Source organism: Frigoribacterium sp. PvP054, assembly GCF_040547465.1.
GTDB lineage: Bacteria > Actinomycetota > Actinomycetes > Actinomycetales > Microbacteriaceae > Frigoribacterium.
Genome location: NZ_JBEPPU010000008.1, coordinates 87,449 through 108,625, shown reverse-complemented (window position 1 = coordinate 108,625; position 21,177 = coordinate 87,449). Strand labels below are relative to the sequence as shown.

Below are 21,177 nucleotides of genomic sequence, written 5' to 3'. Positions count from 1 at the left end.
GGCTAACGCTCAGGTGGGGTGGGCCGATAGCTCCGTCCGTGACACTCCTCGACGCCCCGACGGGCAGCACCGCGACGACCGTGACGGTCGGTGCGTCGGCGCGCCCGCAGAAGACCGTCGAGGTCTACGACTTCCGTCGCCCGACCACCCTCGCCCGCGAGCACTCGCGCGTCCTCGAGCTGGCCTTCGACACCTTCGCCCGGCAGTGGGGCACGCAGCTCACCGCCAAGGTGCGGGTGCTGTCGTCGGTCACCTGCGAGCAGGTGCAGATGCTCACGTACGACGAGTACGCCTCGTCGCTGCCGGCGACCACCGCGATGGTGCTCTGCGCGCTCGAGGGCGTCTCGGCGAAGGCCGTCGTCCAGTTCCCGTCGTCGGCCGCCCTGACCTGGGTCAGCCACATGCTCGGCGCGGTGAAGCCCACGGCGCTGCCCGAGCGCACCTTCACCCCCGTCGAGCAGGCCCTCGTCCGCCGCCTGATGGACGACGCCCTCGACGACCTGCGCTACTCGTTCGGCACGATGCTCGCCGACCCGATCAGCGTCGGCGGGTTCCAGTACAACTCGCAGTTCGCCCAGGCCGCGCAGAAGTCCGACCTGATGATCGTGGCCTCGTTCGAGATCCGCGTCGGCGAGCGCGTCGCGCCCGGCACGGTCGCGATCCCCGCCGACGTGCTGCTGTCGCAGCTCGGCGAGTCCAACCCGACGATCGACGCCGCCGACGCCCGCGACCTGCTCGGCGCCCAGCTCGCCTCCGTGCCGGTCGGCGTCTCGCTGACCTTCGCCCCCGCCGCGGTGCTGCCGAGCGTCGTGCTCGGGCTGGCCGTCGGCGACCTGCTGCCGCTGCCGCACCCGCAGCACCGGCCCCTCGAGATCAGCGTCGACGGTCAGGCCGTCGGGCGTGCCGCCGTCGGAGCCGCGGGCTCGCGGCTGGCCGGCATCGTCGTCTCCACCTCCCTGACCGGCACCGAAGAAGGAACCTCATGACCGGCACGACCATCACCCTGCACACCGCGGCGGCCGAGGCGCTGGTCGCCCAGCTGCCGACCCCCACGCCGCTGCGTGCCGTGGCCGTCGACGCGGCGTCCGCCTCCGGTCTTCGTGCCGCGGGCCCGTCGGTCGTCGTCACGTCGTTCGTCGGCTCGGTCTCGGCCGACACGGCGGTCGTCCTGGCCGACATGGACCAGCTCGCCGCCGCCGCGGGCACCGACAACCCCCTGGTGTCGGTCTCGGACGTGCTGCGCCCCGCCCTCGAGGCGGCGACCGGCGTGCTCGGCACCGGCGTGCTCGGCGAGAGCCGTCGCGAGTCGGCCGACGCCCTGCTCGCCGACCCCGAGACGGTCGTCTTCGAACTGACGGCCGCGGGTCAGCCCGCCGGCTGGTTCGCCCTGCGCCTGCGCGAGACCGGCACGATCGCCGGCCCGTCGTCGGCGGTGCCGAGCGCTGGTGCGGTGTCGACCGGCAACCTCGGCCGCATCAACAACGTCGAGATGGCGCTCACCGTCGAGATCGGTCGCACCCGCATGTCGGTCCGCGACGTCCTCGGCCTCGAGCCCGGCGCCGTCATCGAGCTCGACCGCTCGGCCGGTGCGCCCGCCGACGTGCTGCTCAACGGGCGCCTCATCGCGCACGGCGAGGTCGTCGTCGTCGACCAGGACTACGCCGTCCGCATCACCAAGATCCTCGACGTCGCCGACGGCATCGCCTGATCGTGGACACCGTCGTCGTCGGCCTGCGGGTCGTCCTCTCGTTGGGCGTGGTCCTCGCCCTGCTCTGGGTGCTGCAGAAGCGCCTGGTGAAGGGCGGTCGCGCGGGCACCCGCGCCACGTCGCAGGTCTCGGTCGTCGCCCGTCAGGGCGTCGGGGCGAAGGCGAGCGTCGTCGTCGTCGACGTCGAGGGCGAGCGCCTCGTGCTCGGCGTCACCGAGTCGTCGGTGACCGTGCTGGCCGCGGCCGACCGTCCGGTCGACGCCGGAGCCCTCACGCTCGTCCCCGAGCCGCGCACCGACGAGGTCGTGCCCGGGGCCCAGGAGGCGCGGGTCACCCCGATCGCGCCCGTCGCCTTCGCGTCCGTCCTGTCGGCCGAGGGCGCCGCGGCCCGCGACGGGCTGCCGGCCCGTCCCGTCGACACGACCCCCGCCGCCGCCGTCCTCGCCGAGACCACCCCCGCCGACGCCGTCCCCGTCGAGCTGCTCCGCCCCCGCGGCGCCGCCCGTCGGGCCGCCGCCTCGCGGCCCCGCGACCTCGTCGAGCGTCGCGGCGGTCGCGGTCGCACCGCGAAGTCGATCGAGGGCTCGATCCTGGCCCCCGACACGTGGCGCCAGGCGGCAGCGGCCCTCCGCAGCGGACGAGCCGGATGACCGGCCGTCGGTCGTCCGCCCCCTCGACCCGCCCCTCCTTCGTCCTCGCCCTCGGTCAGCTCGTCCGCCCGACCGTGCGCGACGGCCTGCACGGCGCCCCCCTCGGGCGCTCGGTGGTCGGTGCGGCCCCGGTCCGCTTCGCCGACACCCGCTTCGCGCGGGCGGTCGTCGTGACGCTGCTCGCGCTCGTCATGGCGTCGGCCCTCGTCATGCTGATCGGTCAGCAGGCCAACGCCGCGCCGGTCGCCCCGACGGCCCCCACCGCACCCACGGCCCCGGCCACCGACGGCACCGGCACCGAGGGCACCACCGGGACGACGCCCACCGACTTCACCCAGACCGACCAGACGACGTCCGACGGCACGGGCACCGGTGGCCTGAACATCGACATCAACGGCCCCGACGGGGCACCGAGCCAGGCCGTCGTGACGCTGATCGGCATCACGCTGCTGAGCGTCGCCCCGGCGCTGCTGCTCATGATGACGTCGTTCACGAAGATCTTCGTGGTGCTGGCGATGACCCGCAACGCGCTCGCGCTGCCGTCGATCCCGCCGAACCAGGTGCTCGCCGGGCTGGCCCTGTTCCTGAGCCTGTTCATCATGGCTCCGATCCTGACCCACATCAACACGGACGCCGTGCAGCCCTACCTCGACGGCCGCCTCGACCTGCAGGGCGCGATCGACGCCGGCATCGCGCCGCTGCGCGAGTTCATGCTCGCCCACACCCGCGAGGAGGACCTCGCGCTGATGACGCGGTCGGCGGGCCAGCCGAACCCCGACAGCCAGGCCGACGTGCCCATGCTGACGCTCATCCCGTCGTTCATGATCAGCGAGCTGCGCGCCGCCTTCATCATCGGCTTCGTCATCTTCATCCCCTTCCTCGTCATCGACCTCGTCGTCAGCGCCGCCCTCATGTCGATGGGCATGATGATGCTGCCGCCGGTGATGATCTCGCTGCCGTTCAAGATCCTGCTGTTCGTCCTCGTCGACGGCTGGGGCCTGATCATCAAGAGCCTCATCGAGAGCTACCAGGTGGGTGCCTGATGGATTCCAACGCCGTCCTCGACCTCTCGATGCAGGCCCTGATCATCACGGGCAAGCTCGCCGCGCCCGTGCTGATCACCTCGCTCGTGGTGGGTTTCGCGATCTCGCTGCTGCAGTCGATCACCCAGATCCAGGAGGTCACGCTCTCGTTCGTGCCGAAGGCCGTCGCCGTCGGCATCGCGCTCGTCGTCACCGGCCACTGGATGATCAGCGAGATGGTGTCGTTCACCACCATGGTGTTCGACCGCATCCCCCAGCTGCTCAGCGGCGGGTAGGGGCGACCGTGTCGTTCGACCTGAGCTGGCTCGAGGCCACGCTGCTCGCCGCGGTCCGCATGACCGCGTTCATCGTCATCGCGCCTCCGTTCTCGTACCGGGCGTTCCCGGCGCGGGTGAAGGCGATGCTCGGCATCGGCCTGGCGCTCGCCGTCGCGCCTCGCGTGGCACCCGGCTACGTCTCGCTCGAGACGGGCCCCTTCGTCATGGCGCTCGTCCTCGAGATCGTCGTCGGCGCCGTCCTGGGCTTCCTGGTGTTCGTCGCCTTCGCCGCGGTGCAGGCGGCCGGCAGCCTGATCGACCTCTTCGGCGGCTTCACGCTCGCCCAGGCGTTCGACCCGCAGTCGATGGTCAACGGCGCGCAGTTCACCCGCCTGTTCCAGATGACCGCGCTGGCGCTGATGTTCGCGACCGGGGGCTACCAGCTGATCATCGGCGGGCTCACCCGCTCGTTCGACGCCGTCCCGCTCGGCCTCGGCATGGACCTCACCCACCCGGTCGAGCTGCTCACCACGGGCGTCAGCCAGCTCTTCCTCTCGACCATCCAGATCGCCGGGCCGCTCTGCGTCGTGCTGTTCCTCGCCGACGTCGGCCTCGGCCTGCTCTCGCGCGTCGCGCCCGCCCTCAACGCCTACGCGATGGGGTTCCCGCTCAAGATCCTCATGACGGTCATGCTGGCCGGCGGCGTGTTCCTCGCGCTGCCCGGCGTCGTGGCCTCGCTGACCGGCGACGCCGCCGACATGCTGCTGGGGGTGGGCTGACATGGCGGACGATTCCGGCGAGCGTTCGGAGGCCGCGACCGACAAGCGCATGAAGGAGGTCCACTCGAAGGGCCAGCTGTCCCGGTCGCAGGACCTCAGCGCCTGGGTGGGCGTCGGCGCGGCTGCCGTGATGATCCCGTCCACCATCGAGCGGGCCTCGTCGGCCGGCGTCGACCAGATCTTCTCCATCCGTCAGGCGATCGCGCACCCCGACTCGTCGACGGTCGTCACCGAGCTGATGCAGGGCGCCGGGTCGATGGCCGCCACCATCGGTCCGATGCTCGCCGTGGTCGGCGTGGCCGTGCTGGCCACCGCGATCGTGCAGGGCGGCGTCCACATCAAGCGCATGACCGGCAACTACGAGCAGTTCAACCTGCTCAACGGCCTGAAGAACACCTTCGGCACGCAGGCGCTCTGGAACGGCGCGAAGGCCCTCATCAAGACGACCGTCGTCGGCCTCGTGCTCTGGTTCGCGATCCAGGGCCTGATGCCCGTGCTGACGAGCGGCGGCGGTCTCAGCGTCTCGGCCGTGCTCGAGGAGGCCGAGGCCGGCACCGGCATCCTGATCAAGGCGGCGATCGCGGCCGGCCTGCTGCTGGCCTTCGCCGACGTCTTCGTCGTCATGCGTCGCAACCGCAAGAAGACGCGCATGACCAAGAAAGAGGTCAAGGACGAGAACAAGTCGAGCGACGGCGACCCCCTGGTCAAGTCGCAACGGCGGTCCCGTCAGCTCGCGATGAGCCGCAACCGCATGATCGGGGCCATCGCCGACGCCGACGTCGTCATGGTCAACCCGACCGACTACGCCGTCGCCGTGAAGTACGAGCCCGGCAAGTCGGCGCCGCGCGTCGTCGCGAAGGGCGCCGGCACCGTCGCGGCCCGCATCCGCGAGCAGGCCAGCGCAGACGGCGTGCCGCTCGTCGTCGACGTGCCGCTGACCCGGGCCCTGCACGCCGCCTGCGGGCTCGGCGACGAGATCCCCGTCGACCTCTACACGCCGGTCGCCCGCGTGCTCACCTTCGTCATGGCGCTCAAGGCCCGCGGCACGCTGACCGGCACGCACGCCCCGCCTCGCGTCACGACCGCCGACGAGGTCGCCGGCGTCCTCGCCCCCGAGTCGCTCGAGGCCGACGCCGTGCCCCGCCGCATCCGCATCGCCCGCGAGGTCGCGACCGCCGCGACCGCCGCGGGCTCCGCGACCTCCCGCACCGCGCCTCCCGCGCCCTCCCGCTCCGTCCGCCCCGCCACCTCTGGAGGCACCCGATGAAGTCCACCCTGCCCAAGCTCGCCGTCCCGGTCGGCATCGTCGGCATCGTGCTGCTGCTCGTCGTGCCGGTGCCCGCGCCGCTGCTCGACGTGCTGATCATCCTCAACATCCTGTTGGCGCTGGTGATCCTGCTGACGACGCTGTTCGTCAAGAAGCCGCTCGACTTCTCGGTGTTCCCGTCGCTGCTGCTCGTCGCCACGCTGTTCCGCCTCGGGCTGAACGTCGCGTCGACCCGGCTCGTCCTGGGCGACGGCTACGCGGGCGACGTCATCGCGGCGTTCGGACACGTCGCCGTGAGCGGCTCGATCATCATCGGCTCGGTGATCTTCCTGATCCTGGTCGTGATCCAGTTCGTGGTCGTCACGAAGGGCGCCGAGCGCGTGGCCGAGGTGGGCGCGCGGTTCACCCTCGACGCCATGCCCGGCAAGCAGATGGCGATCGACGCCGACCTCAACGCCGGCCTGATCACCGACGAGGTCGCCAAGCAGCGCCGCGCCGACGTCAGCGCCGAGGCCGACTTCTACGGCGCGATGGACGGAGCCTCGAAGTTCGTCAAGGGCGACGCCATCGCCGGCATCATCATCATCATCATCAACCTGGTCGGCGGCATCGCGATCGGCGCCCTGCAGAACGGCATGGCCATCGGCGACGCCCTGTCGCACTACGGCCTGCTCACCATCGGCGACGGCCTCACCACCCAGATCCCCGCCCTGCTGATGGCCGTCTCGACCGGCATGATCGTCACCCGCTCCGGAGCCGACACCGAGATGGGCGCCCAGGCCGCGTCGCAGCTCGGGCAGTCGCGCATCGCGCTCGCCGTCGCGGGCGTCGCCGCGATCGGCATGGGGTTCATCCCCGGCATGCCGATCGTCGCCTTCCTCCTGATCGGCGGCGCCCTGCTCGTCGTCGCCTACCGGCTCGGCGTCGCCGCGAAGGCCGAGGAGGCGCGCGCGGCCCTCGCAGAACAGCAGGCGGCGGTCGTCGCCCCCACCGACACGACCGACGACCTGCTCGAGCAGATGCGGGTGCACGCCCTCGAGATCCTGCTGGCGCCCGACCTGGTCGACATGGTCGGCGGCGGCTCGGACGACCTGCTCGGCCGGGTCAAGGCGCTGCGGCGCAAGATCGCCGTCGACCTCGGCATCGTCGTGCCGCCGGTCCGCACCCGCGACAGCGTCGACCTGCCGCCCGCGACGTACTCGATCCGCATCGCGGGCGTCGAGGCGGGCCGCGGCCAGGCCCCGGCCCGCTCGGTGCTCGCCCTCGGCGACCAGCTCGACGGCCTGCCCGGCACCGCCACGGTCGAGCCCGTCTTCGGCCTGGCCGGCAAGTGGGTGCCCGCCGAGATGCGGCACAGCGCCGAGATGACCGGCGCGACCGTGATCGACCGCGTCTCGGTGCTCGTCACCCACCTGTCGTCGATCATCGCCGACAACGCCGCCCGCCTGCTCACCCGCGAGGACGTCCGCGTGCTCACCGAGGGCGTCAAGCAGGTCAACGCACCCGCCGTCGACGACCTCGTGCCGAGCATGCTCTCGCTCGCCGAGCTGCAGCGCGTGCTGCAGGGGCTGCTCGCCGAGCGCATCCCGATCAACGACCTCGCCCGCATCTGCGAAGGGCTGACGCTGCGGGCGAAGGTGTCGACCGACCCGGAGGGACTCGTCGAGGCGGCCCGCGCCTCCCTGGGCCCCGCGCTCACGGCGCAGTACCTCGACGGGCGCGTGCTGCGGGTCATCATGATCGACCCCACGCTCGAGCAGTCGATGCTCGAGGGGCTGCGGCCGAGCGACCAGGGCACCCAGATCCTGCTCGACGGCCACCGGGTCGAGCAGGTGCTCGGGTCGCTGCGCGAGGCCGTGCAGGCGGTCGAGGCGCAGGGGCTCGGCGCGGTGCTCGTCTGCGCGCCGGCGCTGCGACCGGCGATCCACCGGCTCGTCTCGGCCCAGCAGAACGGCCTGCCCGTGCTCTCGTACCAGGAGGCCACCGCCGCCGGGTCGACCATCGAGACCGTCGGCGTCGTCCGCGCGACCGACTCGATCGTGGCCTGAGATGGCGACCACGATCGTCATGACCGGCGACTCGCTCGACGAGCTGCGCCGCGAGGTGCGGGCGACCCACGGCGCCTCGGCGCGCATCGTCGCCGCCCAGAAGGTCACCGTCGGGGGAGTCGCGGGCTTCTTCGCCCGCAAGCACTACGAGGTCACGGTCGAGGTGCCCGACCCCGCGATCGACCTGCCCGTCGCCCGCGTGCGCATCACGACGCCTGTGCCGGCCGAGCGGGCGGGCATCGCGGCGCTGCTGGCCTCGGCCGACGAGGCCGAGGACGCCCTGCGCGCGGGGACGCCGGCGCCCCGGGCCGCGTGGTCGGCGTCGATGGCCCCGGGTGACGCGGCCGCGTCGAGCGCCCCCGTGCGCGACGGGTTCGACGACGTGCTGACCGGGTCGGCCACGCCGGTGAGCCCCCGCCGCGCCGCTCGGGCGGCCGCCGCGGCGGGCGGGGCGTCCAGCCCTGCCGTGGCGTCGACCGCCTCGACCGCGGGAGGTGCGGTGCCGGTCTCGCCCCCGGCCGACGTGTCGACGCGCACCGACGCCTTCGCCTCGATCATGGACGACCTCACCTTCAACGGCATCGCGCCGGCGGCCGGTGCCGTCGCCGACGGTGACGCCGCCGACCCCGACGCGCCGCACGGGGCCGCTCCCCGGCGCACGGCCGCCTCGCTCGCGGCCGCCGCCGACGCCCTCGCCGCGCAGGCCCGGGCCGTCGCCACCCCGGGTGTGCCGGCCGCCCCCGACGTGTCGCGCGGGGCAGGCGACCTCGTCGTCGTGGTCGGCCGCCCCGGCGACGCGTTCCGCGTGGCCGCCCAGATGGCGTCGACGTTCGGGCTGCGCTCGGTCGACGTGTCCGACCGCCGCAGCGGCATCCTGGCCCGGGCGACCGGCGTGCACGAGAACTCGGCCGTCGTGACCGCGCTCGCCTGGGACGCCGCCGCCCCCGCCGCCCTCGAGGCGATCGCCGCCGACCAGGTGTGGGTCGCGGTCGACGTCGGACGCAAGCACGACGACACGGCCCGCTGGGTCGAGGCCGTCCGGGCGGTCGCGCCCGTGGTCGCGGCCGCGGTGGTCGGCGAGGACGACACGGCGACCCCGGGCACGGTGCACCTGCTCGGCGTGCCGGTGGGCTGGCGCGAAGGAGGCGCGGGCCGCTGAGTCGCGCCTCCCACGGTCGTCGTCCTGCCGCGGTGGTGCCCCGTGGCCGACGCGTCCCCCGGCGGCCGACCCGCGCCTCCTGCCTGTCGTCGTCACCGACGGCCGCCCGCTCGGTAAGCTGGCCCGATGCTGGTGCTGACACGCAAGGTCGGAGAACGCATCGTGATCGGCGACGACATCGTCATCACGGTGCTCGACTCCCGTGGTGACGGCGTGCGCATCGGCATCGACGCACCGCGCGGGGTCAAGATCCAGCGCGAAGAGGTCATCAAGGCCGTGACCGAGGCCAACGTCGAGGCGGCCAAGGCCCCCGACGACGCCGAGGCCCGCCTGCGCGCCGCCCTCGGCGCCCCCGCGCCCCGCGCCGACCAGTAGGCCCGCGCCCGTCGCCCGGCCCCGTGCGGTGGCGGTCAGCGCGCCCCGAACACGCTCCGCGACGGCTCGGGCGAGGGAACGGCCGTGGCGTCGGTGACGACGGGCGCCCCGGCGACGAAGTCGCGCAGCTCGCGGCCGTGGACGACCTTCGCCGGCAGCGGGTCCGACGAGTAGAGCCGGGGCATGCGATCGGTCGGCAGCGGTGAGTGCGAGCCGATCAGCACGACGTTGCCGAAGCGGCGACCCTTGAGCGTGGCGGGGTCGGCGACCGCGACGACGTGGTCGAAGACGGTCGCGAGCGTCGACGCCTGCCCCCGGGCGAAGGCCAGCCCCGCGCCGTCGGCCGAGTTGACGATCAGCATGCCGGTCGGCGACAGGAACTCGGCCGCCGCCGCGTAGAACTCGAGCGAGGTCACGTGCGCCGGGATCTGCGACCCGCCGAACACGTCGACGATCAGCAGGTCGACCGTGCCGCGGAGCCCCGCGGGCAGCTTGACCATCACCTCGCGGGCGTCGCCGTAGCGCACCCGGATCGACGCGCCGCGCGGCAGCGGCAGGGTCTCGCGCACCAGGGCCACGAGGTCGGCCTCGAGCTCGATCACCTGCTGGCGCGAGCCCGGTCGGGTGGCCTCGACGTAGCGGGGCAGGGTGAGGGCACCCGCCCCGAGGTGGAGCGCCGTGACCGGCCCCTCGGGCAGCAGGTCGACGGCGTGGCCGATCCGTCGGACGTACTCGAACGCCAGGTGCGTCGGGTCGTCGAGGTCGACGTGCGACTGGGGCGTGCCGTCGACGACGAGCGTGTACGAGCCCGGGCGGTGCCGGTCCTCGTCCACGCGGGCGAGGCCCGCCCCGATCGAGATCTCGACGGGCGGTTCGTCGTGCTGTGCGGCCATGCCTCCAGCCTCCCATCACCGGGACCAGGAGGCGCGCGCGGCCCACGATCCCGGGGATCGCCTGTGCATGCGCCCGGGTTATACCGAAGCTCGAGCGAAAGGTCAACGACAGGGCTTGCCAGGCGTGTCCGGGGCGACCTAGTATGGACCTTTGCGCTCCCCGTGCGTCCTGTCGTCATATTGCGGTCGACAACGTCTCGAGACACCCACCCCCGAATATGACGGCGGGGTGGATGGTGTCCGCCGGGTAGGGCCGTTCACACACTCACCACATACTGTCCGACAGTGATGACCCGACGGGGTCCACGGAGGTTACTTCCTTGGCTGCTGCGAACAACGCATCCACCAATTCACCCAAGAACGGTCGCAACGCATCGCGGCTCTCGTTCGCCAAGATCACCGACACGCTGACGGTCCCCGACCTCCTGGCGCTGCAGACCGAGAGCTTCGACTGGCTCGTCGGCAACGACATCTGGAAGGACCGCCTCGCCGAGGCGACCGAGCAGGGTCGCACCGACCTGGCCCTCCACTCGGGCCTGGAAGAGATCTTCGAGGAGATCTCGCCGATCGAGGACCTCGGCGAGACCATGCAGCTCTCGTTCACGGCTCCCGAGCTCGAAGAGCCCAAGTACACGATCGACGAGTGCAAAGAGCGTGGCAAGACCTACGCCGCGCCCCTCTACGTGAACGCCGAGTTCATGAACCACCTCACCGGTGAGATCAAGACCCAGACGGTCTTCATGGGCGACTTCCCCCTCATGACCGAGCGGGGCACGTTCATCATCAACGGCACCGAGCGCGTCGTCGTCTCGCAGCTCGTCCGCAGCCCGGGCGTCTACTTCGAGCGCGCGTCCGACAAGACCAGCGACAAGGACATCTACTCGGCACGCGTCATCCCGAGCCGTGGTGCCTGGCTCGAGTTCGAGATCGACAAGCGCGACCAGGTCGGCGTGCGCATCGACCGCAAGCGCAAGCAGAGCGTCACCGTCTTCCTCAAGGCCCTCGGCCTGACGAGCGAAGAGATCATGGAGGAGTTCAAGGGCTTCGCCTCGATCGAGGCGACCCTCGAGAAGGACGCCATCCTCACGAAGGAAGAGGCGCTCAAGGACATCTACCGCAAGCTGCGTCCGGGCGAGCAGGTCGCCGCCGAGGCCGCGCGTGCGCTCCTCGACAACTTCTACTTCAACCACAAGCGCTACGACCTGGCGAAGGTGGGTCGCTACAAGATCAACCGCAAGCTGGGCATCGACGCGCCGCTCGGCGACTCGGTCCTGACCGTCGACGACATCGTCGCGACGATCAAGTACCTGGTCTCGCTGCACGCCGAAGAGAAGACGATGAACGGCACGCGCGATGGCGAGCCCGTCCAGCTGCGCCTCGACGTCGACGACATCGACCACTTCGGCAACCGTCGCATCCGCGCGGTCGGCGAACTGATCCAGAACCAGGTCCGCACCGGTCTGTCGCGCATGGAGCGCGTCGTCCGCGAGCGCATGACCACGCAGGACATCGAGGCGATCACGCCGCAGACCCTGATCAACGTGCGCCCCGTCGTCGCCGCGATCAAGGAGTTCTTCGGCACCTCGCAGCTGTCGCAGTTCATGGACCAGAACAACCCGCTCTCGGGTCTGACGCACAAGCGTCGCCTCAGCGCGCTCGGCCCCGGTGGTCTGTCGCGTGAGCGTGCCGGCGTCGAGGTCCGCGACGTCCACCCCTCGCACTACGGCCGCATGTGCCCGATCGAGACCCCTGAAGGCCCGAACATCGGTCTGATCGGTTCGCTGGCGTCCTTCGCCCGCATCAACTCGTTCGGCTTCATCGAGACGCCGTACCGTCGCGTGAACAAGGGCAACGTCACCACGACGATCGACTACCTCACCGCCTCCGAAGAGGACGACTACGTCGTCGCCCAGGCGAACGCGCCCCTGAACGACTCCTTCGACTTCGTCGACGACAAGGTGCTCGTCCGCAAGAAGGGCGGCGAGGTCGAGCTCGTCGACAAGGCCGAGGTCGACTACATGGACGTCTCGCCGCGCCAGATGGTGTCGGTGGCCACGTCGCTGATCCCGTTCCTCGAGCACGACGACGCGAACCGCGCCCTCATGGGTGCCAACATGCAGCGTCAGGCCGTCCCGCTCGTCCGCAGCGAGAGCCCCCTCGTCGGCACCGGCATGGAGGGCTACACCGCGATCGACGCCGGTGACGTCGTCACCGCCGACGCCGCGGGCGTGGTCTCCGAGGTGTCGGCCGACGTCGTCACCGTGCAGCTCGACGACGGCGGCACGCAGGACTACTACCTGCGCAAGTTCGACCGCTCGAACCAGGGCGCCAGCTACAACCACCGCGTGATCGTCGACGCCGGCCAGCGCGTCGAGGTCGGCGAGGTCATCGCCGACGGTCCCGCGACCGAGAACGGCGAGCTCGCGCTCGGCAAGAACCTGCTCGTCGCGTTCATGCCGTGGGAGGGCTACAACTACGAGGACGCGATGATCCTGTCGCAGAACCTCGTGAAGGACGACACGCTCTCCTCGATCCACATCGAGGAGTACGAGGTCGACGCCCGCGACACGAAGCTCGGCAAGGAGGAAATCACCCGTGACCTCCCCAACGTCAGCCCCGACCTGCTGGCCGACCTCGACGAGCGCGGCATCATCCGCATCGGTGCCGAGGTGCGCCCCGGCGACATCCTCGTGGGCAAGGTCACGCCGAAGGGCGAGACCGAGCTCAGCGCCGAAGAGCGCCTGCTGCGCGCGATCTTCAACGAAAAGAGCCGCGAGGTCCGCGACACGTCCCTGAAGGTGCCCCACGGCGAGCAGGGAACGGTCATCGGCGTCAAGGTGTTCGACTCGCAGGACGGCGACGACGAGCTCGGCTCGGGCGTCAACCAGCGCGTGGTCGTGTTCATCGCCCAGAAGCGCAAGATCACCGCGGGTGACAAGCTCGCCGGTCGTCACGGCAACAAGGGCGTCATCTCGACGATCCTCCCCGTCGAGGACATGCCCTTCCTCGCCGACGGCACCCCCGTCGACATCATCCTCAACCCGCTCGGCGTGCCCGGCCGCATGAACTTCGGCCAGGTGCTCGAGATCCACCTCGGGTGGATCGCCGCGCAGGGCTGGAACGTCGAGGGCATCCAGGAGTGGGCGAAGAACCTGCCGGAAGAGGCGCTCAGCGCCGCTCCCGGCACGAAGGTCGCCACCCCGGTGTTCGACGGTGCCGCCGAGCGCGAGATCGAGGGTCTGCTCGACTCGACCCTGCCGACCCGCGACGGCGAGCGCCTGATCGGTTCGTCCGGCAAGGCGCGCCTGTTCGACGGTCGCTCGGGTGAGCCGTTCCCCAACCCGATCTCGGTCGGTTACATGTACATCCTGAAGCTGCACCACCTCGTCGACGACAAGATCCACGCTCGTTCGACGGGCCCGTACTCGATGATCACGCAGCAGCCGCTGGGTGGGAAGGCGCAGTTCGGTGGCCAGCGCTTCGGCGAGATGGAGGTCTGGGCCCTCGAGGCCTACGGCGCCGCGTACGCGCTGCAAGAGCTCCTGACCATCAAGTCGGACGACATCCTCGGCCGCGTGAAGGTGTACGAAGCCATCGTCAAGGGCGAGAACATCCAAGAGCCCGGCATCCCCGAGAGCTTCAAGGTCCTCATCAAAGAGATGCAGTCGCTCTGCCTGAACGTCGAGGTCCTCTCGGCCGACGGCCAGACGGTCAGCCTGCGCGACACGGACGACGAGGTCTTCCGTGCCGCCGAAGAGCTCGGCATCAACATCTCCTCCCGCTTCGAATCGTCGAACGTCGACGAGATCTAAGCCCCCTTCCCACAACGACACGTCGATACATCTGACAAGGGATTAAATTTTGATCGAAGCAACAACTTTCGATGAGCTGCGGATCGGCCTCGCCACTGCCGAGAACATCCGCGCCTGGTCGCACGGTGAGGTCAAGAAGCCGGAGACCATCAACTACCGCACGCTGAAGCCCGAGAAGGACGGCCTCTTCGGAGAGCAGATCTTCGGGCCCTCGCGTGACTGGGAGTGCGCGTGCGGCAAGTACAAGCGCGTCCGCTTCAAGGGCATCGTCTGCGAGCGCTGCGGCGTCGAGGTCACGAAGTCGTCCGTGCGTCGTGAGCGCATGGGCCACATCGAGCTCGCCGCCCCCGTCACGCACATCTGGTACTTCAAGGGCGTCCCCTCGCGCTTGGGCTACCTGCTCGACATGGCCCCGAAAGACCTGGAGAAGGTCATCTACTTCGCGGCCTACATGGTCATCTCGATCGACGAAGAGGGCCGTCACGCCGACATGCCCGGGCTCGAGAACGAGCTCCGTCTCGAGATCAAGCAGCTCGAGTCGCAGCGCGACACGCGCATCGCCGACCGCCTGAAGAAGCTCGAGGACGACCTGGCCGTCCTCGAGGAGGAAGGCGCGAAGAGTGACCAGAAGCGTCGTGCGAAGGACGGCGCCGAGAAGGAGATGTCGCAGACCCGCAAGTCGTTCGACGAGGACATCAACCGCCTCGAGCGCGTGTGGGAGGACTTCCGCAACCTCAAGGTCGGCGACCTCAAGCCCGAGGACGCCGTCTTCCACGAGCTGCAGGACCGCTTCGGCATCTACTTCGAGGCCCACATGGGCGCCGAGGCGATCAAGAAGCGCCTCGAGGCCTTCGACCTCACCACCGAGGCCGAGAACCTCCACCTGCAGATCTCCGAGGGCAAGGGTCAGAAGAAGATCCGCGCCATCAAGCGCCTGCGCGTCGTCAGCTCGTTCCTGGCCACCGGCAACTCGCCGGCCGCCATGGTCCTCGACGTCGTCCCGGTCATCCCGCCCGAGCTGCGCCCGATGGTGCAGCTCGACGGTGGCCGCTTCGCGACCAGCGACCTGAACGACCTCTACCGTCGCGTGATCAACCGCAACAACCGCCTCCGTCGCCTGCTCGACCTCGGTGCCCCCGAGATCATCGTGAACAACGAGAAGCGCATGCTGCAAGAGGCCGTCGACGCCCTGTTCGACAACGGCCGTCGTGGTCGCCCCGTCACCGGCACCGGCAACCGCGCCCTGAAGTCCCTGAGCGACATGCTCAAGGGAAAGCAGGGTCGCTTCCGCCAGAACCTGCTCGGCAAGCGCGTCGACTACTCGGGTCGCTCGGTCATCATCGTCGGCCCGACGCTCAAGCTGCACCAGTGCGGTCTGCCCAAGCAGATGGCCCTCGAGCTGTTCAAGCCGTTCGTCATCAAGCGCCTGATCGACCTGAGCCACGCTCAGAACATCAAGTCGGCCAAGCGCATGGTCGAGCGTTCGCGCCCGCAGGTCTGGGACGTCCTCGAAGAGATCATCCGCGAGCGCCCCGTGCTGCTGAACCGTGCGCCCACGCTGCACCGTCTCGGCATCCAGGCGTTCGAGCCCCAGCTGGTCGAGGGCAAGGCCATCCAGCTGCACCCGCTCGTCTGCGCGGCGTTCAACGCCGACTTCGACGGTGACCAGATGGCCGTGCACCTGCCGCTGTCCGTCGAGGCCCAGGCCGAGGCGCGCATCCTGATGCTCGCGTCGAACAACATCCTGAAGCCGTCCGACGGTCGCCCGGTGACCCTGCCCGCGCAGGACATGATCATCGGCCTGCACTACCTCACGACGGTCACCGAGGGTGCCGAGGGCGAAGGCCGTGCCTTCTCGTCGGTCGCCGAGGCGATCCTCGCGAAGGACCAGGGCTCGCTCGACCTCAACGCGATGGTCAAGATCCGCATGAACGGCGTGCACTTCGCCGAGGGCGAGGCTCCCGAGGGCTACGAGGTCGGGCAGGACATCCTGCTCGAGACGACCCTCGGTCGCGCGCTCTTCAACGAGAACCTGCCGGCGGACTACCCGTTCGTGCAGCAGGTGACCGACAAGGGCATGCTCTCGACGATCGTCAACGACCTCGCCGAGCGCTACCCGAAGGTCGCCGTCGCGGCCGCCCTCGACAACATCAAGGACGCGGGCTTCTACTGGGCCTCGCGTTCGGGTGTCACCGTGGCGCTGTCCGACGTGCTCACGCCTCCCCGCAAGCCCGAGATCGTCGCGGGCTACGAGAAGCAGGCCGCGGCGGTGCAGTCCGAGTTCGACAAGGGCCTCATCTCCGACGCCGAGCGTCGTGCCGACCTGATCAAGATCTGGACGGAGGCCACGAACGAGGTCGCCGCCGAGATGCGGTCGAACTTCCCGGTCGACAACACCATCAACCGCATGGTGACGTCGGGTGCTCGTGGTAACTGGCTGCAGGTGCGCAACATCGCCGGCATGCGAGGCCTGGTGAACAACCCGAAGGGTGACATCATCCCCCGCCCGATCATCTCGTCGTACCGCGAGGGTCTGTCGGTGGCCGAGTACTTCATCGCGACGCACGGTGCCCGCAAGGGTCTGGCCGACACGGCCCTCCGTACGGCCGACTCGGGGTACCTGACCCGTCGTCTCGTCGACGTGTCGCAGGACGTCATCATCCGTGAGGACGACTGTGGTACCTCGCGTGGACTCGAGATGCCGATCGCCGCACCCGACGCCAACGGCGTCATGGTGCGCGACGCGACCGTCGAGAACACCGTGTTCGCCCGGTCGCTCGCGGCCGCCGCGGTCGACGCCCAGGGCACGGTGCTGGCCGAGGCCGGCGCCGACGTCGGAGACGTGCTGATCGACGAGCTCGTGGCGGCCGGGGTCGAGACCATCAAGGTCCGCTCCGTCCTCACCTGCGAGGCCGCGGTCGGCGTCTGCGCGCAGTGCTACGGCCGTTCGCTGGCCACCGGCAACCTGGTCGACATCGGTGAGGCCGTCGGCATCATCGCGGCCCAGTCGATCGGTGAGCCCGGCACGCAGCTGACGATGCGCACCTTCCACACCGGTGGTTCGGCCTCGGCCGACGACATCACGCAGGGTCTGCCCCGCGTTACCGAGCTGTTCGAGGCCCGCACGCCCAAGGGTGCGTCCCCGATCGCCGACTCGGCCGGTCGCATCACGATCGAGGACACCGACAAGGCCCGCCGCGTCATCCTGCAGCCCGACAACGGCGACGAAGAAGTGATCTACCCCGTGCTCAAGCGCTCGACCCTCCTCGTCGAGGACGGTCAGCACGTCGAGCTCGGTGAGCAGATCATCGCCGGTGCGGTCGACCCGAAGGAGGTCCTCCGCGTGAAGGGCGTCCGTGCGGTGCAGCAGCACCTCGTGGGGGGCGTCCAGGACGTCTACCGCTCGCAGGGCGTGCCGATCCACGACAAGCACATCGAGGTCATCGTCCGTCAGATGCTCCGCAAGGTCACCGTCGTCGACCACGCCGACACCGACCTGCTGCCCGGTGAGCTCGTCGACCGGTCGAAGTACAACGAGATCAACCGTGCGGCACTGACCGAGGGCAAGCGGACCGCGTCCGCTCGTCAAGAGGTCATGGGCATCACGAAGGCCTCGCTGGCGACCGAGTCGTGGCTGTCGGCCGCGTCCTTCCAGGAGACGACCCGCGTCCTGACGCAGGCGGCGATGGAGGGCAAGAGCGACCCGCTGGTCGGTCTGAAGGAGAACGTCATTATCGGAAAGCTCATCCCCGCGGGCACCGGCCTGTCGCGTTACCGCGACGTGTCGGTCGAGGCGACCGAGGAGGCGAAGGCCGAGCGGTACCCCAACCGCGTCTTCACCGATGACGCGTCGTTCAACGAGGCCGACCTGAGCTTCGTCGACTTCGACTCGTTCTCGTCGGACGACTTCACGCCCGGCACCTACAACTGAGCGACTGACGGAGGCGCGGTGAGGGTCTGACCCGCACCGCGCCTCCCGAAGGCCTCACCTCGAAGGGCCCCGTCCCGCACCTCGTGCGGACCGGGGCCCTTCGTCGTCGTGGGACCCGTGCCCCGTGCCGGTCGACGACATCGGTCCGCCGTCCGGCTGAGGCGACGAGGGCGTCCGGCCCGGCAGGATGGGCGGATGCCTGACGACCAGCCGACCGAGACCGCTGCCGCCGAGATCGCTGCTGCCGGGGCACCGACCACCTCGACCCCGATGGTCGTCGCCCGGGGTGAGGCCGCCGACGGCGTCGCCGTCGGCTCGGCCGACCGGCCCGTCCGAGAACGGGTGACGGCACCCGCCCGGGTGGCACCGCCCGAGTCCGTCGCGGGCGTCACCTGGCGGCCGCTGACCCTCGACGACCTCGTGCCCCTGCACGCGCTCTGTGCCCGCATCGGGGCCGTCGACCACCCCGACCGGGGCCGCTCGCTCGAGGTCGTGCGCGACGACCTCACCTCGCCCGGCATCGACCTCGGGCGCGACAGCATCGTCGGGGTCGACGTCGACGGGCAGTTCGTCGCCTGGGGCCTCAGCCACCTCTCCCCGACCCGGATCAGCCTCGTGCGGGTGGGGGTCGTCGGCGGTGTCGACCCCCGACGTCGTGGCGAGGGCCTCGGCCGTCGGCTGCTCGACTGGCAGCGGTCCCGGGGCGAGCAGCACCTGGCCACCTGCGACGAGGTGTTGCCGGCCGGTCTCGTGACCGACGTCGAGGAGGACGCCCGTGCCTCGCGGGCGGCGTTCCGCCGAGCCGGCTACGACGAGGTGCGGTGGTGGACCGAGCTGCGACGCGACCTCGCCGAACCGATCGTCGACGTCGCGCTCGACCCGGCCGTCCGCCTGGTCACGATGACCGACGACCTGATCGAGGCGACGCGTCAGGCCCGCAACGACGCGTTCCGCGACCACTGGGGCAGCCAGCCGACGAGTGAGGAGCGTTGGGGCCGCATGGTCGACGCCAGCACGTTCCGGCAGGACCTCTCCCTGCTCGCCGTGGCGCGTCCGCTCGACGACCCCGGGGCCGACGAGCAGGTGGTCGCGTTCGTGCTGAGCGACGTCGACCCCGAGGACTGGGCCGCCCTCGGTCGGCCGTGCGCGTACGTCGAGTACGTCGGCGTCCGACGCGCCTGGCGGGGGCGGCACCTCGCGCAGTCCCTGCTCGCGTCGACCCTGAGGGCCCACGTCGCCGAGGGGCTCGAGGTGGCCGTGCTCGACGTCGACTCGGCGAGCCCGACGGGCGCCCTGGGCCTCTACGACCGGGCCGGGTTCGTGGCCGCGAGGCGATCCGCCACGGTGGTCCGCGCCTACTGAGGCCGACCCGACCCGACCCGACGCGCCCCCGCGATCCGACCGCCCCGCCCCGCCCGCAGTCGACCGTCGACCGGCGCACCCCTTCGAGGGGCACCCGCTCTGGGACGTGTCGGCGACGACGCCCCGGCCGTAGCGTGAGGCAAGCTCGGTCCCGACCCCGAGCGTCGAACGGCCTCGTCGTCCTACCCCCGAGGCCCTGTACTTCCGAGGAGGTACGCGTGGCTTCCATGACCGAGATCCTGATCTTGCACGGGCTGTTGCCGATCGAGCAGCTCGACGTGATCCCGCGCGGCCCGGCCGAGGAGGAGGCATCGATCCGCGACCTGCTGTCGCGAGGGGTGGTCACCGAGATGCAGGTGGCCCGTGCCCGGGCGACCGCCGCCGACCTCGACTTCGTCGAGCTGATCGACTACCCGGTCGACCGGTCGGCCGTGACGATGGTGCCCGCGGCCGTCTGCCGCCGGCACAAGGTGCTGCCGATCGGGGTGCGCGACGGGGCGCTGATCCTGGCCATGGAGGACCCCGGCGACGTGTTCGCCATCGACGACGTCCGCGCGGGCCTGCGCATGGGCGTCGATCCCGTCGTCGCCGAGAAGAACGACCTGCGGGCCGCGATCGACCGGTACCTGCGGGCCGACGACGAGCTCAACGACCTCACGTCGACCCTCGAGGAGGAGAAGGCCCACGAGGCGACGGCCGACATCACGGACGGCCCGGACGACGACGTGCCGATCGTGCGGTTCGTCAACCTGCTCGTCAGCCAGGCCATCACCGACCACGCCTCGGACATCCACATCGAGCCGTCCGAGACCGACGTGCGCATCCGCTACCGCATCGACGGCGTGCTGCACGAGATGCAGCCGGCACCGAAGGCGATCCAGAACGGCGTCATCTCGCGTCTCAAGATCATGAGCGAGATCGACATCGCCGAGCGTCGCAAGCCGCAGGACGGTCGCATGTCGGTGCGCCACGGCGGCCGTCAGATCGACCTGCGGGTGGCGACGCTGCCGACCGTGTGGGGCGAGAAGGTCGTCATGCGGATCCTCGACAACTCGAACACGTCGATGAGCCTGCGCGACCTCAACCTGCTCGAGCGCAACTTCGACGTCTACGCCGAGTCGTACTCGAAGCCCTACGGCATGATCCTCGTCACCGGCCCCACGGGGTCGGGCAAGTCGACGACGCTGTACACGACGCTCAACGCCGTGGCGCGTCCCGAGATCAACGTCATCACGGTCGAGGACCCGGTCGAGTACCGCATGAAGGGCATCAACCAGGTGCAGGTCAACCCCAAGGCGGGCCTGACCTTCGCGAGCGCGCTGCGCAGCATCCTGCGGTCCGACCCCGACGTCGTGCTGCTGGGCGAGATCCGCGACCACGAGACGGCGCAGATCGCCATCGAGGCGTCCCTCACCGGCCACCTCGTGTTGAGCACCCTGCACACCAACGACGCACCGAGCGCCATCACGCGGCTCACCGAGATGGGCATCGAGCCGTTCCTGGTCGGGTCGGCGATCGACTGCGTGGTCGCCCAACGCCTCGCGCGCCGGCTCTGCGACCGGTGCAAGACGCCCACGGCCTACTCGCCGCTGCAGCTCGCGCACCTGAAGTTCCGGGTCGAGCCCGACGAGAACCCGACGGTGTACCAGCCCGTCGGCTGCCAGCAGTGCTCCAACACCGGGTACCGCGGCCGCATCGCCCTGCACGAGGTGATGAGCGTCTCCGAGGACATCGAGCGGCTCGCGGTGAGCCGCGCGTCCAGTGCCGAGATCGGCCGGGTCGCCCGCGAGCAGGGCATGTTGAGCCTGCGTCAGGACGGCTGGGAGAAGGCCAAGCTCGGCCTCACCAGCGTCGAAGAGATCCTGCGGGTCGTCGCGTGACGCCCGCCTCCGG

The 21,177-nt window shown here is 70.5% G+C and carries 15 protein-coding genes; 14 read left to right on the top strand and 1 reads right to left on the bottom strand.

Features of this window, described 5'->3' with window-relative positions; all coding sequences use genetic code 11:
- Window positions 1–38 precede the first annotated feature (38 nt).
- The 10 genes from ABID81_RS11580 to csrA all read left to right on the top strand — a co-directional run bounded on the left by ABID81_RS11580 (window position 39) and on the right by csrA (window position 9,286).
- The gene (locus ABID81_RS11580) at window positions 39–986 is read left to right on the top strand and encodes a FliM/FliN family flagellar motor switch protein (RefSeq protein ID WP_354594938.1); all 948 of its coding nucleotides are present in this window, start codon (window positions 39–41) and stop codon (window positions 984–986) included.
- Window positions 983–1,708 (top strand): flagellar motor switch protein FliN, encoded by a 726-nt coding sequence (fliN, locus tag ABID81_RS11575; protein ID WP_354594937.1) that lies wholly within the window; start codon window positions 983–985, stop codon window positions 1,706–1,708. The genes ABID81_RS11580 and fliN overlap by 4 nt, the downstream gene beginning before the upstream one ends.
- A 2-nt stretch (window positions 1,709–1,710) precedes the next feature.
- Window positions 1,711–2,358 (top strand): FliO/MopB family protein, encoded by a 648-nt coding sequence (locus ABID81_RS11570; RefSeq protein ID WP_354594936.1) that lies wholly within the window; start codon window positions 1,711–1,713, stop codon window positions 2,356–2,358.
- Window positions 2,359–2,549: 191 nt separating this feature from the next.
- Window positions 2,550–3,401 (top strand): flagellar type III secretion system pore protein FliP, encoded by an 852-nt coding sequence (fliP, locus tag ABID81_RS11565; protein ID WP_488628663.1) that lies wholly within the window; start codon window positions 2,550–2,552, stop codon window positions 3,399–3,401.
- Window positions 3,401–3,676 carry a flagellar biosynthesis protein FliQ gene (gene fliQ / locus ABID81_RS11560; RefSeq protein WP_123519563.1) on the top strand — a complete coding sequence of 92 codons (276 nt, stop codon included), beginning with the start codon at window positions 3,401–3,403 and terminating at the stop codon, window positions 3,674–3,676. The genes fliP and fliQ overlap by 1 nt, the downstream gene beginning before the upstream one ends.
- 8 nt (window positions 3,677–3,684) lie before the next feature.
- Window positions 3,685–4,437, top strand: coding sequence for a flagellar biosynthetic protein FliR (locus ABID81_RS11555; protein WP_354594934.1), 753 nt, complete (start codon window positions 3,685–3,687; stop codon window positions 4,435–4,437).
- Window position 4,438: 1 nt separating this feature from the next.
- A complete protein-coding gene (locus ABID81_RS11550; protein WP_354594933.1) occupies window positions 4,439–5,704 on the top strand; it encodes an EscU/YscU/HrcU family type III secretion system export apparatus switch protein in 1,266 nt (421 codons plus the stop codon).
- Window positions 5,701–7,752, top strand: a complete 2,052-nt coding sequence (locus ABID81_RS11545) for a flagellar biosynthesis protein FlhA (RefSeq protein ID WP_354594932.1) — start codon at window positions 5,701–5,703, stop codon at window positions 7,750–7,752. Before ABID81_RS11550 ends, ABID81_RS11545 begins: the two co-directional genes overlap by 4 nt.
- A gap of 1 nt (window position 7,753) precedes the next feature.
- Window positions 7,754–8,911, top strand: a complete 1,158-nt coding sequence (locus ABID81_RS11540) for a hypothetical protein (RefSeq protein WP_354594931.1) — start codon at window positions 7,754–7,756, stop codon at window positions 8,909–8,911.
- 126 nt (window positions 8,912–9,037) lie between these two features.
- Window positions 9,038–9,286, top strand: a complete 249-nt coding sequence (gene csrA / locus ABID81_RS11535; RefSeq protein WP_043596512.1) for a carbon storage regulator CsrA — start codon at window positions 9,038–9,040, stop codon at window positions 9,284–9,286.
- Between the two features lie 35 nt (window positions 9,287–9,321).
- On the opposite strand, the gene ABID81_RS11530 is transcribed toward csrA, so the two are convergent.
- Window positions 9,322–10,179, bottom strand: coding sequence for a spermidine synthase (locus ABID81_RS11530; protein WP_354594930.1), 858 nt, complete (start codon window positions 10,177–10,179; stop codon window positions 9,322–9,324).
- Between the two features lie 320 nt (window positions 10,180–10,499).
- On the opposite strand from ABID81_RS11530, the gene rpoB reads away from it, so the two are divergent.
- The 4 genes from rpoB to ABID81_RS11510 all read left to right on the top strand — a co-directional run bounded on the left by rpoB (window position 10,500) and on the right by ABID81_RS11510 (window position 21,164).
- Window positions 10,500–13,991 carry a DNA-directed RNA polymerase subunit beta gene (gene rpoB, locus ABID81_RS11525; RefSeq protein WP_354594929.1) on the top strand — a complete coding sequence of 1,164 codons (3,492 nt, stop codon included), beginning with the start codon at window positions 10,500–10,502 and terminating at the stop codon, window positions 13,989–13,991.
- A 49-nt stretch (window positions 13,992–14,040) separates the two neighbouring features.
- The gene (locus tag ABID81_RS11520) at window positions 14,041–17,922 is read left to right on the top strand and encodes a DNA-directed RNA polymerase subunit beta' (RefSeq protein WP_354594928.1); all 3,882 of its coding nucleotides are present in this window, start codon (window positions 14,041–14,043) and stop codon (window positions 17,920–17,922) included.
- Window positions 17,923–18,117: 195 nt separating this feature from the next.
- On the top strand, window positions 18,118–19,284 hold the full coding sequence (locus ABID81_RS11515; protein WP_354594927.1) for a GNAT family N-acetyltransferase: 1,167 nt from the start codon (window positions 18,118–18,120) through the stop codon (window positions 19,282–19,284).
- Between the two features lie 218 nt (window positions 19,285–19,502).
- Window positions 19,503–21,164 carry a GspE/PulE family protein gene (locus tag ABID81_RS11510; RefSeq protein WP_354594926.1) on the top strand — a complete coding sequence of 554 codons (1,662 nt, stop codon included), beginning with the start codon at window positions 19,503–19,505 and terminating at the stop codon, window positions 21,162–21,164.
- Window positions 21,165–21,177: the final 13 nt, after the last annotated feature.